The organism is Kribbella albertanoniae (genome assembly GCF_004348455.1).
Lineage (GTDB): Bacteria > Actinomycetota > Actinomycetes > Propionibacteriales > Kribbellaceae > Kribbella > Kribbella albertanoniae.
In genome coordinates this window covers 1-16,096 of record NZ_SMKA01000230.1, presented here as the reverse complement: position 1 = coordinate 16,096, position 16,096 = coordinate 1, and the positions used below count along the sequence as shown (strand labels likewise).

The window sequence follows — 16,096 nt, the reverse complement described above, 5'->3', positions numbered from 1 at the left end:
GGCTGGTAGGTCGGGGGCGCTGGGGTCGTCGGGGTCTGAGGGGCCGGCGGCCAGGCCTAGTTCGGCGGGGCTGGCTAGGGCCTTGTGGTTGGGGACTACCCGGACCGTGTAGCCGAAGGGGCCGGTGCGGTCGAGCTTCAGCTCGCCTTCGTAGCGGTGGCGGTTGCCTTCGTACGTTTCGGCGAGGGACAGCGTGGCGCGGACGGGGTCGGTGATCTCGTCGTTGGCGTCGACGCGGCCATGCAGGACCTCGACGCAGATGTCGGCGGGCTCGAGGTCACCCAGGGCGGCGAAGGCGCGGACGCCGACGGTCGTTCCCAGCTGCGGTACGTCGCCGAGGCCCTGGAGCTCCACGTGGTCGACGCGGATGGCCGACCAGGCGGCGCGGACCTTCTTCTTCCAGGCCGCGAGTTCGCGGGCACCGTCGTACGTGGCGTTCAACGCACGTGACGACAGGGCGGCCGGCACGTAGAGCTGCTCGACGTAGTCGCGGACCATGCGGGTCGCGAGCACCTTCGGGCCGAGCTCCTTGATGGTGTGCCGGAGCATCTCGATCCAGCGGCCGGGGACCTCGCCGTCGTAGAAGCGCGGTGCGACCTGCTTCTCGATCAGGTCGTAGAGCGCGTGCGCCTCGAGGTCGTCGCGGCGGTCGGTGTCCTCGATGCCTTCAGCCGAAGGAATCGCCCAGCCGAACTCGTCGTCGTACCACTCGTCCCACCACCCGTCCCGGATGGACAGGTTGAGCGCACCGTTCAGCGCCGCCTTCATACCGGACGTGCCGCAGGCCTCGTAGGGGCGGAGCGGGTTGTTCAGCCAGACGTCGCAGCCCGGGTACATCGGCTGCGCCAGAGCAATGTCGTAGTCCGGCACGAAGACGATGCGGTGCCGCACCTCGGGGTCGTCGGCGAAGCGGACCATCTCCTGGATCAGCTTCTTGCCACCCTCGTCGTGCGGGTGCGACTTGCCGGCGATGACGATCTGGATCGGCCGCTGCGGGTGCAGCAGCATCGCCTTCAGCCGCGCCGGGTCGCGCAGCATCAGCGTCAACCGCTTGTACGACGGGACGCGCCGCGCGAAGCCCATCGTCAGTACGTCGGGATCGAGGATCTCGTCGACCCAGCCCAGCTCGGCCTCGCTGGCACCGCGGTTGATCCAGGACTGCCGGACCCGCGACCGGGTGTCGTCGATGAACCGCTGGCGCAGGATCCGCTTGGTCTCCCAGATCTGCGCGTCGGTGGTCTTGTCGAGCCCGTCGAAGATGTCCTCGGACTCGGACCGGTCGGTGGCCGCGAGCGTCAGCTGGCTGATCTCACGCGCCACCCAGGTCGGGGCGTGGACGCCGTTGGTGATCGAGGAGATCGGTACGTCGGTCGAGTCGAAGCTCGGCCAGAGTCCGGCGAACATGCCCCGGCTGACCAGTCCGTGCAGCTTGGACACGCCGTTCGCCCGCTGTGCCAGACGCAGACCCATGATCGCCATGTTGAAGACGCCCGGGTCACCGCCCTCGAAGTCCTCCGCACCGAGCTGCAGGATCCGGTCGATCGGCACGCCCTCGCCGAACGCGTCGGCGGAGAAGTGCTGCTGGATCAGCTCGACCGGGAACCGGTCGATACCGGCCGGGACCGGCGTGTGGGTGGTGAAGACCGTTCCGCCGCGGTTGACCTCGAGCGCGGTGTCGAAGTCGAGCCCCTTGTCGGCGGCGAGTTCGCGGATCCGCTCGACGCCGAGGAAACCGGCGTGGCCCTCGTTGGTGTGGAACACCTCCGGCGCGGCATGTCCGGTGATCCGGCAGAACTCACGGACCGCACGGACCCCGCCGACGCCGAGCAGCAGCTCCTGGAGCAGCCGGTGCTCCGTCGTACCGCCGTACAGCCGGTCGGTGACCTCGCGCTCGGCGGGCTCGTTCTCCTCGATGTCGGAGTCGAGCATCAGCAGCGGCACGCGGCCGACCTGGGCGACCCAGATCTGGGCGCGCAGCTCGCGCTCGTCCGGCAGCGTGAGAGAAATCGTCGCGGGAGCAGCGTTGGTCTCAGAGCCGTCGCGGAGCAGGCTGATCGGCAGCCCGTCCGGGTCGACGAGCGGGTAGCGCTCCTGCTGCCAGCCCTCGCGGTTCAGCGACTGCGCGAAGTAACCGTGCCGGTACAGCAGACCGACACCGATCAGCGGTACGCCGAGGTCGCTGGCCGCCTTCAGGTGGTCACCGGCGAGGATGCCGAGACCGCCGGAGTACTGCGGCAGCACGTGGGTGATGCCGAATTCCGGGGAGAAGTAGGCCACGCCGCTCACCGGGGAACCGGCCTCGGACTGGAACCACCGGGCGTCGGAGACGTACCCGTTCAGGTCGGAGACGGCCAGCTCGAGCCGGCGCAGGAACGCGGGGTCGCCGGCCAGCTCGTCGAGGCGGGCCGCCGGGACCTCACCGAGCAGCCGGACCGGATCACCGCCGGTGCTGCGCCACAGCTGTGGATCCACGGCCTCGAAGACATCCTGCGTCTCCGGGTGCCAGGCCCAGCGGAGGTTGTTCACCAGGGTGCCGAGACCGGTCAACGGCTCGGGCAGGACAGGGCGGACGGAGAATCGTCGTATCGCTCGCACCGGGACACCGTACCGGCCAACAGCGCTGAGGACACCCTCGGCGTGCATCTTTTTTGCAACGCGAGCAAGACTTTGCAGACCTTGTCAGTACTACGGGTCCGGTGACCGAACGTTCACGTTTCATACCCTGGACCGAACCGTGACCCCCGCTTGCAAGGTGTGGACGGTGGGAACCGATACGGTCAGGCTTGTAGTTCAACGATCACAAACTTCACCCGCCGCACCGCGACAACGGAAGCGAAGGTTTCTCCACGCCATGACTGGGCGCATCCCGATCACCGACGTCACCCCGACCGTGGACGCCGGAGCGTATCCGGCCAAGGCCGCCGTCGGCGAGACGTTCACCATCGCGGCCACGGTGTTCCGCGAAGGCCACGACGCGGTGAACGCGAACGTCGTACTGACGTCGCCGACGGGACAGACCAGACGGATGCTGATGACCCCAGGGGCCACCGGCACCGATCGCTGGAGTGTCGACGTCACCCTGCAGGAGCAGGGCGCGTGGACGTTCGCGGTCGAGGGCTGGAGCGATCCGTACGGCACCTGGCGGCACAACGCCGAGATCAAGATCCCGGCCGGTCTCGACGTCGAGCTGATGTTCGCCGAGGGTGCTGCCTTCTTCGACCGTGCGGCCGCCGGCGTACCGCCCGCCGTACGGGCTGATCGGGCCACGCTGGGCGATGCCGCGCAAGCCTTGTCGAACAGCGCGCTGCCGCCGGAGGCACGGCTCGCCGCCGGCATCTCGCCGCAGGTGCGCGCCGCGCTCGGGCGTTATCCGGTGCGTGAGCTGATCACCTCGTCGGAGACCTACCCGGTGTGGGTCGACCGGGAGCGTGCGCTCTACGGCAGCTGGTACGAATTCTTCCCGCGCTCCGAAGGCGCCGAGTACGACGAAGCCACCGGCGAGTGGAAGTCCGGCACCTTCCGGACCGCGGCCGAGCGACTCGAGGCCGTCGCGAAGATGGGCTTCGACATCCTCTACGTGCCGCCGATCCACCCGATCGGCAAGGCGTTCCGCAAGGGCCCGAACAACACCCTCGACCCGAAGGAAGGCGACCCGGGGTCACCGTGGGCGATCGGCTCCGAGGAGGGCGGCCACGACGCCATCCACCCCGAGCTCGGCACCTTCGAGGACTTCGAGTACTTCGTCGGCCGGGCCCGCGAGGTCGGTCTCGAGATCGCGATCGACCTGGCTCTGCAGGCCTCCCCCGACCACCCGTGGGTCAAGGAGCACCCGAAGTGGTTCTCGGTCCGCGCCGACGGCTCGATCGCGTACGCCGAGAACCCGCCGAAGAAGTACCAGGACATCTACCCGATCAACTTCGACAACGATCCCGAAGGCATCTACGCCGAGGTGCTGCGGATCGTGAAGCTGTGGATCGACAAGGGTGTCACGGTGTTCCGGGTCGACAACCCGCACACCAAGCCGGTGAACTTCTGGGAGTACCTGCTCGGCGAGATCCGCAAGACCGACCCGGACGTGGTGTTCCTGTCCGAGGCATTCACCCGGCGGCCGATGATGCACGAGCTGGCCAAGGTCGGGTTCCACCAGTCGTACACCTACTTCACCTGGCGCAACGAGAAGTGGGAGCTCGAGGAGTACCTGGAGGAGCTGACCAAGGAGAGCGGCCACTTCCTGCGGCCGAACTTCTTCGTCAACACCCCGGACATCCTCACCGCCTACCTGCAGTACGGCGGCCCCGGCGCGTTCAAGATCCGGGCCGCGATCGCAGCCACCTCGTCACCGTCCTGGGGTGTCTATGCCGGGTTCGAGCTGTTCGAGCACGTCGCACTGCGGCCGGGCTCGGAGGAGTACCTCGACACCGAGAAGTTCCAGCTCCGCCCGAGGGACTGGGCCGCTGCGGACGCCGAGGGTCGCACACTCGCGCCGTACCTGACCTTGCTGAACACGGTCCGCCGCCGCCACCCGGCGCTGCAGCAGCTGCGCAACCTGTCGCTGCACACGACGGACGACGAGGCGATCATGTGCTTCTCCAAGCGCACGACCGCCCCCGACGGGCACAGCGACACCGTGATCGTGGTCGTCAACACCGACCCGCACGCGGTCCGCGAGACGGTCGTCCACCTCGACATGGCCGCGCTCGGCATGCGCCCGGAGGACACCTTCACCGTGTACGACGAGATCACCGGCGCAACCTGGCGCTGGGGTCAGCAGAACTACGTGAAGCTCGACCCGAACGGCGAGCCGGCCCACATCCTCGCCGTACGGCGCGGTCAGGCCTGACGCACGACCTGGTAGCGGAGGTGGGTTACTCCGCTACCGGCTTCGACTACTCGGTCGCGGTCCAGTGTGATCGGGCCGCCGCCGAGCAGGTCGAAGAGGCGGACGCCGCCACCGAGTAGGACCGGCACCAGGCTGACGTGAAGTTCGTCGAGCAAGCCGACGGCGAGTGCCTGCTGGGCTGCGGTGGCGCCATGGATGCCGACCGTCTTGTCTCCTGCAGCCGCTTTGGCTTGGGCGACTGCGCTCTCGATGCCGTCGGTGACGAAGGTGAACACGTCCGGCGCTTCGGTCGGCGGGTTGTGGGTGAGGACGAAGCACGGGGTCTGGCCGGCCGGGCCGCCGTCACCCCAGCCGCCGTCGCCGACGCAGAAGTCGTACGAGCGGCGTCCCATCAGGATCGCGCCGACGCCGGCCGCCATCTCCTGGATGACGGCTTGGTCCGCGGCGGTCGCGGTTTCTCCCAGCCAGTGGTGCAGTACTTCGCCACCTTCGCCGAGCGGTTTCTGTCGGCTGTCGTGCGGCCCGGTGACGAAACCGTCCAGCGACATCGACATCCCTGATGCGACCTTTCCCATGACTCCTCCTTCAACGGCTGTTGCCCTCAGCCTGCCTGGCAGAAGCATGCGAGGGGATCCGTGGTCACCACTGAACTGTGCGTTCGAAGGCTGCACCGATGCGATCGAACTGGGCCACCGCGTCGGCCAGCAGCTGCCGGTCGCCGGTGTGGCGGGCCTTCGCTCGGGTCAGGCAGGCGGCGGCCCAATAGTTCTCAGCGGCAGCGGCTTCCGCAGCCAGGAGGCACTCGGCCGCGTTGGGCAGGCCGGCCACGACTGCCAGCTCAGCCCCGGCCGCGTGGGCGTACGGCAGCCACCACTTCTCCAGGAACGGCGTGAGCGCGGCCGATACGAGTCGCGGCGCGTCGTCGTACTGGCTGGTGTGTACGGCGATCCGCGCGTCGACGAACGCGGCCGGCGCGGCCAGGGAGAGTGAGTCGGCCGGGTTGTCGACGTGGGCGATGCGACGGGCGCGTGCACGCCACTCCTCGGACGCCGGTCCGTCGCCGCGCAGGCCGTGGACCATGGCAACGATCGCCGCGGCCGACGAGGGCCAGTGGCCACGCAGCGAGGAGAGGTCGGAGTCCACGCCGGACGTGGTCGCGCACAGCCAGCCGTCCCACAATACGTCGGCATGCTCGAGCGCCTCGTCGAACCGTCCGGTGAGGCCGTACAGCCGGATCAACCGCGGCGCGATGATCGCCGGATGCACAGCCACCTCGGTGTCCTGGGCGGCGATACTTGCCGCGGCCGGTAGATCCCCCGCCGCGATCGCCGAGGTCGACGCCACGTGGAAGAGGTCGACCAACTCAGCCGCAACCGCAGGATCGGTCCGGGATGCCGTGGCGCCCAGCCGCAACCGTTCGTCGGACAGCCGGTGCGCTTGGCGCAACTGCCCGGCGTTGGCGAGCGCCGTACCCAAGGCATCCAACGCGCCCAGCACCAACGCCACATCCCCAGTACGTCGTGCCGCCGCGACCGCAGTCCGCGACAACTCGAGATCCGGATCGAGCGGGTTCTCGCCCGAGGCCCAGGCCCGCGCCATCGCCAGTACGGCGGCACACCGCGCGTCAGCGGGATCCGCGAGAGCCGTCGCCTCGGCCAGCAACCCGACCACGCGCTCCCGTGTGACCGGTTCACCGAACGACATCGAGAACCGCGTCGCCGCGATCGCCGCCGAAGCGAGTGCCACCGACCGCGCCGTACCCGCAGCCCGATCGCTTGCCTCCAGCAACAACCCGAACGCGGCCTCGTCGGCGCTGATCAGCGCGACATCCGCGGCCGATGAAAGATCATCCGCGGCCGCGGACGGGTTCAGCTCGGCGGCTCGGATGTAGTGGTTGCGGGCAGCCACTACCTGACCGTGGACGAAGCTCAGCTGGGCAAGGGACTTCGCGAGGCGATAGCTGTCCGGCGTGTCGTAGGTGAGAGCGTTGCGGAGGTCGTCGGCGACTGCGGTGAAGTCAGTGGTCAGGTCGGCTGCCGTGTCCGCGGCCCAGCGCACATACCGCGGGACCAGGTCCTCACCGCTCAGCTCCAGTTCGTGGGCGGCGACCGCTCGTACCGTTTCCAGCAGCGACCACCGTCCCCGTTGCACGATCAGACTGCGGTCAGCGAGCCGGCCGATCAGGTCGGCGACCGCACCGACCGACAGCTCCGGGCTGAGCGCGGCGGCGGCCGGTAGGTCGAAGCTTCCGACGAAGATGCCGAGACGACGGAAAAGCAGGCGCTCCTCGTCATCCAGCAGGTCGAGGCTCCAACGAATCACGTCCACGAGTGAGTGGTGCCGCTGGTCCGGACCGCGTCCACCGGAGATCAGCCGCAAGAGGTCATCGAGCGCTCCTTCAATGCCGTGCACACCCAGCGATGCGGTGCGGGCAGCCACCAGTTCGATGGCCAGCGGCATCCCGTCGAGCGCCGTACACAGTCGCTCCACCGCTGCGACGTCGGTGACCGCTCCGGTAGCGCGTTCCAGAAACAGACGCGGCCCTTCCGCACCGAGCGACCGCACCTCAACCAACCGCTCCCCCGGTACGGCGAGGCGTTCGCGGCTGGTGGCCAGGATTCGCACCTGCGGGCACAGCTGAAGGATGCGGGCGACCAGCTCACCCACCTCACCGATCACGTGCTCGCAGTTGTCCAGCAACAGCAGTGCGCGCTCAGACCGAAGCCACTCGATCACATCATCGGAAGGAGTACTGCGGGGCCGCTCAACAACACCCAGTGCCTGTGCGACCGCCCGGCCGACTCCACCAGTGCGCACCGGCACCAGGTCGACGAAAACTGCGTTCTGGTCCGCTGCAGCCTCGACAGCGAGCCGGGTCTTGCCCATCCCGCCAGCGCCGATCAAGGTCACCAGCCGCGCACCACCTAGCGCTGCGACGACCGCCGTACGCTCAGCTGCTCGTCCGACGAACGACGTCGGGTACACCGGTAGTCCAGACACCGGCTCAGCTGCCAGTGCGGCCAGCGAACGGCGATCCGGTACGCCAGCCTTCCGCAGCAGCGAAGCGACGTGGCTCTCCACCGTGCGGATGGACAGGTGCAGCCGAGCCGCGATCTGCGCGTTCGACTGGTGCCCGCGAATCGCGGCCAGCACCTCAGCCTCCCGCGCCGAAACCAGCTCCAGCCACTCCACGTCGGCACTCTAATCTCCGTAGTGGCCACGGATGCCCGCAGCTCAGCATCGGCCGAAGCTGGCCTTATGACACCTCAGGAGACCGCGCACCGAATCATCGCCGCCAACAACTACCTGACGCTGGCCACCGCAGACCGCGACGGACACCCCTGGGTCTCACCGGTCTGCTACACACCGGACAACGGCACCGACTTCTACTGGGTCTCGCGCCCGAACACCCGGCACTCGACCAACCTCGCCGAACGGCCCGAGGCCGCAATCGTCATCTTCGATTCCCAGGTACCCCTCTTCACCGCCGAGGCGGTCTACCTCACCGCGTACGCCGAACAGGTCGCCGTACCGGACCTCGAGACCTGCGCTCAGATCTACCGCAACCGACACCCCGAGCTCACCACCTTCGAACTGGGGGAGCTGAGCCTCTACCGCGCCCGAGCAATAGAGGCATCGGTCCTCCTCAACGACGACGGCCCCGATGTCCGGGTGCCGGTCAGCCTGCGCGGAGGCTGGTGATGGCGGGGTGCTGGTGGTCGGTGAGGCGGAAGCCGGTACCGCGGACGGCGTCGATGGTGACCGTCGTACCGAGGTCGTCGAGTTTGCGGCGCAGGCGTTTCACCACCGAGTGGACGTCGGCGGTGCCGCGGAGGCCGCGGGTTCCCCAGACGGCCTGGTGGAGTGCGTCGTAGGTCCAGACCCGGACCGGTGCGGACATCAGGCGGGCGAGCAGGTCGTGCTCGAGCTCGGTGAGCTGGACCTCGCGGTCGCGCCACCGGGCGACCGAGCGGGCCCGGTCGATGGTGAGTACGTCGGCGTCCGGCGAACCGTCCTGACGCACGGCCGAGGTGGCGTCGGCGGACTCTGGTTCGGGCGGCTCGGGCTGTCCGGCCGGCGGTGGCTGGCGGCCGGGAACCAGGAGCTTGCGCAGTTCGTCGAGACTGGAGACGAGCAGCAGCGGCGCGACGTCGTCGATGAGCTCGGCGAGGCGGACGCGCTGTTCGGGCGAGGCTGCTACTGCGATGAGCAGCGGGAACGGATGGGCGTCGGTCCTGGTCAGATCGACGTCCGCTGGGGCGGGGACACGGGCGGTGACCATCCCGTCACGATGTCAACCTCTGCCTTATATCGTCAACAGATTGCCAATCTTTGACCAGGTTGCCCAGGTTGCCCAGATTCCAGGCGACCGATAGTCACATCTTGCTCACCAACTGTGCTTGTGACCCGGTTCAGATGACACATACGGTTCTCGGCAGGCTCGTCGTGTCACACGCGGCGACCTGGGGGGCACGCTGCGTTCGTCCATCGATTCACCGCCAGGCCGGACGCCGGCACCCTCTGCGCACCACATGATCTGCGCACCACATGACTCGGGGGAGTCAACTCGGGGTCGTCAAGTGAGGGGCTGCGAAGAATGTCAGACAGCAGACGTAGGGGGCTCGCCAGAACACTGGTCGGCGCCCTGGCGACGGTGGCCGTCGTCGCGACCGGGTTGGGCGCCACCGGCGCCGCCCTGGCCGCACCGCCCACCAAGCCGGCCGGGACCGACCCGGCCGCCAAGATCAAGCCGGACCTGATGGCCAAGCTCAGCGGCAAGGACGCCAAGGCCGCGAACGACTACTGGGTCTACTTCGGCCAGAAGGCGGATCTCACCTCCGCCAGTAAGATCACCGACTGGGCCGAGCGCGGGACCGCGGTGGCCGAGAAGCTGCGCGCGACCGCTGCCACCACCCAGAAGAGCGTGAAGGCCGAGCTGGACGCGCAGGGCGTCAAGTACAAGTCTTTCTGGGCCACCAACGCGATCCGGATCAACGGTGGATCGTTCGAGCTGGCCAAGAAGCTGGCCGCGCACAGCGAGGTCGCCGGGCTCTACAACCCGATGCAGGTCGAGGTCCCGAAGATCACCGAGGGCACCGCCGAGCACGAGATCAACGCGGTCGAGTGGGGCGTCGCCAACATCAAGGCGAACCAGGTCTGGAGCCAGTACGGCGACAAGGGCGCCGGCATCACGATCGCCAACATCGACACCGGTGTGCAGTACGACCACCCGGCGCTGGTGAAGCAGTACCGCGGCAACCTCGGCAACGGGTCGTTCGACCACAACTACAACTGGTTCGACGCGGCCGGTACGTCGCCGAACCAGCCCGCCGACGCCAACGGTCACGGCACCCACACGATGGGCACGATGGCCGGTGACGACGGCGCCGGGAACCAGATCGGCGTCGCGCCCGAGGTCAAGTGGATCGCCGCCAACGGCTGCTGCCCGAGCGATGCGGCACTGATCGAGTCCGGTCAGTGGATGCTGCAGCCGACGAACCTGGCCGGGCAGAGCCCCGATGCCAGCAAGCGGCCGAACATCATCAACAACTCGTGGGGCACGCAGCTGCCGTCGAACGACCCGTTCATGGAGGACGTCACCCTCGCCTGGGCGGCATCCGGCATCTTCGGTGCGTTCGCCAACGGCAACAGCGGCTCGGCCTGCAACACGTCCGGTTCGCCGGGCAGCACGACGAGCAACTACTCGTCCGGCGCCTACGACATCAACAACAACATCGCTTCGTTCTCCGGCCGCGGTGCCGGTCAGAACGGCACGATCAAGCCGAACATCTCGGCCCCCGGCGTGAACGTCCGCTCCAGCCTCCCCGGCAACGCGTACGGCGCCTTCAACGGTACGTCGATGGCCACGCCGCACCTCGCGGCCGCGGTCGCACTGCTGTGGTCGGCCTCGCCGACGCTGAAGGGTGACGTGGCCGCTACCCGCGCGCTGCTGAACACGACGGCGATCGACACGGCCAGCACCCAGTGCGGTGGCACCACCGAGAACAACAACGTCTTCGGTCAGGGCCGCCTCGACGCACTCGCGCTGCTGAACGCCGCTCCGGTCGGCGACACCGGCACTCTGTCCGGCAAGGTCACCGCCGCCACCGGTGGCGCCGCACTCGCCGGCGCCAGCGTGACGGTCAAGGCAGCCGGCCAGGCCGACAAGGTCCTGACCACCAGCAGCACCGGCACCTACTCGAGCGTGCTGCCGGCCGGGTCGTACGACCTGACCGTCGCCTCGTTCGGCTACAAGTCGCAGACCGCGACCGCTGTCATCACCACCGGCCAGACCACCGCGAAGGACTTCGCCCTGGCGAGCTCCCCGCAGGTCAGCATCGGCGGCACCATCTCCGACGGCTCCGGCCACGGCTGGCCGCTGTACGCGAAGGTCAGCGTCGAGGGTGCGGGCGGCGTGTTCGACTACACCACCCCGAGCAACGGCCGGTTCAGCTTCAAGGTTCCGGGCGGCGCGGCGTACAACCTGAAGATCGAGTCCCAGATCCCGGGCTACGAGACCACCACCGTTCCGGTCATTGTCGGCACCACCAACCTGACCAAGAACGTGGCCGTCAAGGTCCGGCAGGACTCCTGCCTGACCGCACCGGGCTACAAGAACGGCTCGGACGGCACGTACGAGACGTTCGACGCCGCTGCGGCGCCGAGCGGCTGGACCGTCCAGGACGGTAAGGGCAACGGCCAGGTCTGGAAGTTCGACGACCCGGGCAAGCGGGGCAACCTGTCCGGCGGTACCGGCTCGTTCGCGATCATCGACAGCGACAAGTACGGTTCCGGCGGCGCGCAGGACACCTCACTGGTCAGCCCGACCGTGGACCTGTCCGCGGTCACCGCTCCGGTGATCCGGTTCAACCAGGACCTCAACTGGCTCGGTGGTGAGAAGGCCGACGTCGACCTCTCGATCGACGGCGGTGCCACCTGGACCAACGTGCTGCGTCAGTCCACCGCGGACGCTCGCGGCGCCAAGGAGATCGCGATCCCGACCGCGGCCGGCCAGTCCGCCGTACAGGTCCGCTTCCGCTACTACGACGCCTCGTACGAGTGGTGGTGGCAGGTCGACAACGTCCTGATCGGCAGCCAGATCATCTGTGAGCCGGTCGGCGGCGGTCTCGTCGTCGGCAACGTCAAGGACGCCAACACCGGCGGTGCCGCCAACGGCGCGGTCGTCACCCGTGACGGCTCCACCGAGGCCGGTACGTCGGTCGCCACGCCGGAGGACACCGGTCTGGCCGACGGCTTCTACTGGCTGTACTCCTCGGCCGACGGCGACCAGGGCTTCACCGCCAAGGCCGGCAACTACGTCAGCTCGCAGTCGACCGTCGCGGTCGAGGCGGACTGGGTGACCAGCGCCGACTACACGCTGGACGCCGGTCAGCTGAGCGTCACCCCGGGCACCATCGGCGCGACCTTGCCGATCGGTGGCAAGACCAGCAAGACCGTCACCGTCACCAACACCGGCGGTGCGCCGGTCAAGGTGAAGTTCGGTGAGAAGGACGGCGGGTTCGTCCTGGAGAACGCCAACGGCTCCAAGACCACCAAGGCGCAGGTGCTGAGCAGCAAGGGTGCCCCGCTGCAGCGGATCCAGGTGCCGACGTCGTTCGCCCAGCAGCTGTCCGGCAAGCCGATCGACGCTCCGGAGAGCAACGCTCCGGGCGCGGCGCCGTGGACCGGGATCGCGAACTACCCGGGTGTCGTGATGGACAACCGCGTCGTGACTGTCGACGGTACGGTCTACTCGGTTGCCGGTGGCAACGGGTCGGCCTCGACCGGGAACAGCTACAAGTACGACGCGGCCGCCAAGGCGTGGACTGCGATCGCCCCGCTTCCGGGCGCTCGTAACGCCGTCACCCTCGGTGTCGTCGGCGGCAAGATCATCGCCAGCTCCGGCTGGGGTGCGTCCGGTCCGGACGCGGCGACCTGGTCCTACGACCCGGCTGCCAACGCCTGGAGCGCAGTGGCTGCCAACCCGGCCCCGCGGGCCGCAGCCGGTCAGGCTGTCGCCAGCGGCAAGCTGTACGCCGTCGGTGGCTGCACCACCGCGAGCTGCCTGCCGATGAGCAACACGGTGGTCAGCTACGACGCGGCCAGCAACACCTGGGCCACGCTGGCCAACTACCCGAAGTCGGTCGCGTTCGCCTCCTGTGGCTCGATCGACGGCAAGGTGTACTGCGCCGGCGGTAACGACGGCACCAACTCGCTGAAGGACGCGTACGTCTACGATCCGGGTGCCAACACCTGGACCGCAGTCGCCGCTGCTCCGGCCGACCACTGGGCCGGCGCGTACGCCGTCGCCGGTGGCAAGCTGCTCGTGGTCGGTGGGGTCCAGGCGGGCGCCGTCACCAACGCCGGCATGGCCTACGACCCGGCCAGCAACACCTGGGCCGCCCTGCCGAACGCCAACCAGCCCCGGTACCGCGGTGGCGCGGCCTGTGGCTTCTACAAGGTCGGTGGCTCGTCGGGTGGCTTCAACGCCACTGCGGACTCGGAGAACCTGCCGGGTCTGGAGGACTGCTCGGAGTCCGCGGCCGACGTGAGCTGGCTGGCGCTGGACAAGACCGAGGCCGAGCTGGCCCCGGGCGAGTCCACGACGGTCAAGGTCACTCTCACCGCGAACGTCGACCAGCCGGGTACCTACACCGGTGCGGTCACGGTCGGCGAGGACACGCCGTACTCGGTCAGCCCGGTCGACATCAAGCTGACCGTCACGCCGCCGTCGACCTGGGCCAAGATCCAGGGCACGGTGACCGGTGTCAGCAAGACCGGCGCCACGGCCGCACTGCCCGGCGCAACCGTCCAGGTGGACTCGTGGGCCCAGTCCTACACGTTCATCACCGACAAGGACGGTAACTACGCGTACTGGCTGGACATCCGCAACAACCCCCTCACCCTGATCGCGGCCAAGGACGGCTACAAGCCGCAGACTCGCAGTACGGAGCTGTTGTCCGGCGAGCCGATCACTGAGGACTTCGCACTGCTCGCCACCAAGTAACACCACAACTTCACAGCTACACAGCCAGGCCCCGGACCGCAGTGGTCCGGGGCCTGGCCCTTTGCTGGAGCTTGTCAGGTAGTGGGAAGCAGGTGGAAGCCGACGCCGCGGACGGCGTGGATGGTCACCGTGGCCTCCAGGTTGGCCAGCTTCTGGCGCAGCCGCTTCACCACGGAGTGGATGTGCGAGCCGTGCCCCAGGTGCTCGTTGCCCCAGACCGCGTGGTGCAGACGCTGGTACGTCCAGACCTGACCGGGCTCCTCGACCAGACAGTGCAGGAAGTCGTGCTCCAGCCGGGTCAGTGGCACCTCACGGTCCTCCCAGCGGGCCACCCGGCGTTCCACGTCGAGCAGTAGCTCGGGCTCCACCCGCACCGGCTGTACGTCGAGCACCGGTACGACGGACGGTGTCACCACGACCGGTGTGGTCGGTGACACGGTCTCGGTGAGCTCCAGGAACGCCCGTGCCTGTTCAGCACTGGACACCAGCAGTAGTGCGTCGGCGTCACCGAGCAGACGGGCCAGTTGCACCCGCTCGGCCGTCGAAGTGGCCACGCCGATGATCAACGACGAGTCCGCCGAACTTTGCCTAGCTAGCCTCTCCATCCGAGCCCCTCCCTCTCGCACCGGACGCCACTCAACAGACGCCGTACGCAGCCACAAGTACGGTTTACGACCAGAACTAAGTCAAGGGATTCCCTGCGCAACCGCGTGGCACATATGCGACCTGTCCGAGACAGGACAGTTCTGACCGGATCTGGTCAGCCGACACGCTGTACCGATTTGCCTGACCGGCGTGCGTCCTGTGTGCGCGGCGGAGTAGTCTCCTCGCGCACGGTCACTTCGGCCCGCACCCGTCGGAGGACCGCTTCTGACGGAGGAACAGTGCCCGGACTCGTTCGGCGGCCGCTCGTCGGCTGGCTGCTCGCGGCCCTCGCCGTACCTGTGTTACTCACTGCTGTGCTCATTCCGGTCAAAGCCGGCTCGATCGAGGACGAGCTCCGCGCCCAGGCCACGACCGCGCTCACCGACCATGGCATCAACGGCGCGACCGTCGTGATGGACGGCCGCGACGCATCGGTGCTCGTCTCCACCGACATCGACGCCGCGCGGATCCGCGAGATCGTCGGCGGGGTCGATGGCGTCCGCACCGTCGCTGTCGCGACCGGGCCGGGTGGCCAGGCACCCACGACTCCCGCGCCTGAGCAGCAGGCGGCCGGCTTCGAGATCGGCCGGACCGACACCGCGATCCGCGTGCAGGCGACGGTTCGGTCCGAGCTGGCCAAGGACGCGATCAAGACCGAGGTCGAGAAGGTCCTCGGACCCGAGCGTGAGTACGACCAGCGCGTGAACGTCGACGCCGCGAACGGGATCGAGGACGTCGGCACGCTGTCGGCGTTGCTGCATGCGCTGGCGATCGGCACCGGGGACGCCTCGGTCCGGTACGACGGGACCACGGTCACGCTGAGTGGAGCGGTACCGGATCAGGCCACGAAGGCGATGGTCGCGCGGGCCGCGGCCCAGGCCGTGCCGGGTGCTGTGATCGCGGATGAGTTGCAGGTGCCGGTGTCGAAGCCGGTCGTGAGTGAGGGGTGCCGGACGTTCAAGAGCCGGCTGTCGGAGTTCAGCCGGCACAACCGGATCAACTTCCTGTCCGGGACCGCGATCGTCAACGACGCCTCGAAGCAGTCAGTCGTCCGCGCCGCCGAACTGCTCAAGACCTGCCCCACCGCACGCGTCGAGGTCGCCGGCCACACCGACACCCTCGGCTCCCCGGCCACCAGCTTCCCGCTGTCCGAACAACGCGCCGCCGCCGTCAAGGCCGAGCTCGTCCGCCTCGGCATCCCCGCGAACCGCATCCTCGCCGCCGGCTACGGCCAAGCCTTCCCGATCGCCCCCAACACCACCGCCGCCGGCCGCATCGCCAACCGCCGCGCCGAGCTCCGAGCACTCCAGGAGAACTGAATGATCCGGCTCACCCTCGACACCTGGCTCATCCTCCTGGTCGCGTTCCTCCTGGGCAGCGCGGTCGCCTGGTTCATCTTCCACACCACCAAGGGGTCCCGCCGATGAGCTGGCTGTTCCGCCACAACTGGGCCTGGTCCCTCGCCGCCTTCCTCCTGGGCGCCCTCATCACCTGGCTCCTCCTGGACCGCCGCACCCCTGCCACCTCGGCCGAGGCCCCCGCCGAAGAGCCCGCAAAAGAAGAGCTCAAAGAGGAAGCCCTGGTAGGCGCCCCCGCCACCCATG

10 protein-coding genes are annotated in these 16,096 nt (G+C 68.5%); 5 read left to right on the top strand and 5 right to left on the bottom strand.

Going from position 1 to position 16,096, the window contains the following annotated elements:
- Positions 1-2,595: alpha-glucan family phosphorylase (glgP, locus tag E1261_RS34180; protein ID WP_132413835.1), on the bottom strand; the 2,595-nt coding region annotated here is incomplete at its 3' end.
- 256 nt (positions 2,596-2,851) lie between these two features.
- Here glgP and E1261_RS34175 point away from each other — a divergent pair.
- Positions 2,852-4,840: a maltotransferase domain-containing protein gene (locus E1261_RS34175; protein WP_132413834.1), complete on the top strand. Its 1,989-nt coding sequence runs from the start codon at positions 2,852-2,854 to the stop codon at positions 4,838-4,840.
- Here the strand turns inward: E1261_RS34175 and E1261_RS34170 are convergent.
- Together E1261_RS34170 and E1261_RS34165 are read right to left on the bottom strand one after the other, a co-directional pair.
- Positions 4,831-5,415: a dihydrofolate reductase family protein gene (locus E1261_RS34170; protein ID WP_132413833.1), complete on the bottom strand. Its 585-nt coding sequence runs from the start codon at positions 5,413-5,415 to the stop codon at positions 4,831-4,833. The genes E1261_RS34175 and E1261_RS34170 overlap by 10 nt on opposite strands.
- A gap of 64 nt (positions 5,416-5,479) precedes the next feature.
- Positions 5,480-8,032: an ATP-binding protein gene (locus tag E1261_RS34165; protein WP_132413832.1), complete on the bottom strand. Its 2,553-nt coding sequence runs from the start codon at positions 8,030-8,032 to the stop codon at positions 5,480-5,482.
- Positions 8,033-8,098: 66 nt separating this feature from the next.
- Between E1261_RS34165 and E1261_RS34160 the strand changes: the two genes are divergently transcribed.
- Entirely contained in the window at positions 8,099-8,542 is a 444-nt protein-coding gene (locus E1261_RS34160; RefSeq protein WP_132413831.1) for a pyridoxamine 5'-phosphate oxidase family protein, read from the top strand.
- On the opposite strand, the gene E1261_RS34155 is transcribed toward E1261_RS34160, so the two are convergent.
- Positions 8,520-9,122, bottom strand: a complete 603-nt coding sequence (locus tag E1261_RS34155; RefSeq protein ID WP_132413830.1) for a winged helix-turn-helix domain-containing protein — start codon at positions 9,120-9,122, stop codon at positions 8,520-8,522. The genes E1261_RS34160 and E1261_RS34155 overlap by 23 nt on opposite strands.
- A gap of 315 nt (positions 9,123-9,437) precedes the next feature.
- Here E1261_RS34155 and E1261_RS34150 point away from each other — a divergent pair, with 315 nt between their 5' ends.
- Positions 9,438-13,847 (top strand): S8 family serine peptidase, encoded by a 4,410-nt coding sequence (locus tag E1261_RS34150; RefSeq protein WP_132413829.1) that lies wholly within the window; start codon positions 9,438-9,440, stop codon positions 13,845-13,847.
- A 74-nt stretch (positions 13,848-13,921) separates the two neighbouring features.
- On the opposite strand, the gene E1261_RS34145 is transcribed toward E1261_RS34150, so the two are convergent.
- Positions 13,922-14,452, bottom strand: a complete 531-nt coding sequence (locus tag E1261_RS34145) for a winged helix-turn-helix domain-containing protein (protein ID WP_132413828.1) — start codon at positions 14,450-14,452, stop codon at positions 13,922-13,924.
- Positions 14,453-14,731: 279 nt separating this feature from the next.
- On the opposite strand from E1261_RS34145, the gene arfA reads away from it, so the two are divergent.
- Positions 14,732-15,811: a channel-forming protein ArfA/OmpATb gene (gene arfA / locus E1261_RS34140; RefSeq protein WP_238176597.1), complete on the top strand. Its 1,080-nt coding sequence runs from the start codon at positions 14,732-14,734 to the stop codon at positions 15,809-15,811.
- A gap of 104 nt (positions 15,812-15,915) precedes the next feature.
- Positions 15,916-16,096 (top strand): hypothetical protein (locus E1261_RS34135; RefSeq protein ID WP_238176596.1); only part of this gene is annotated, 181 nt, incomplete at its 3' end.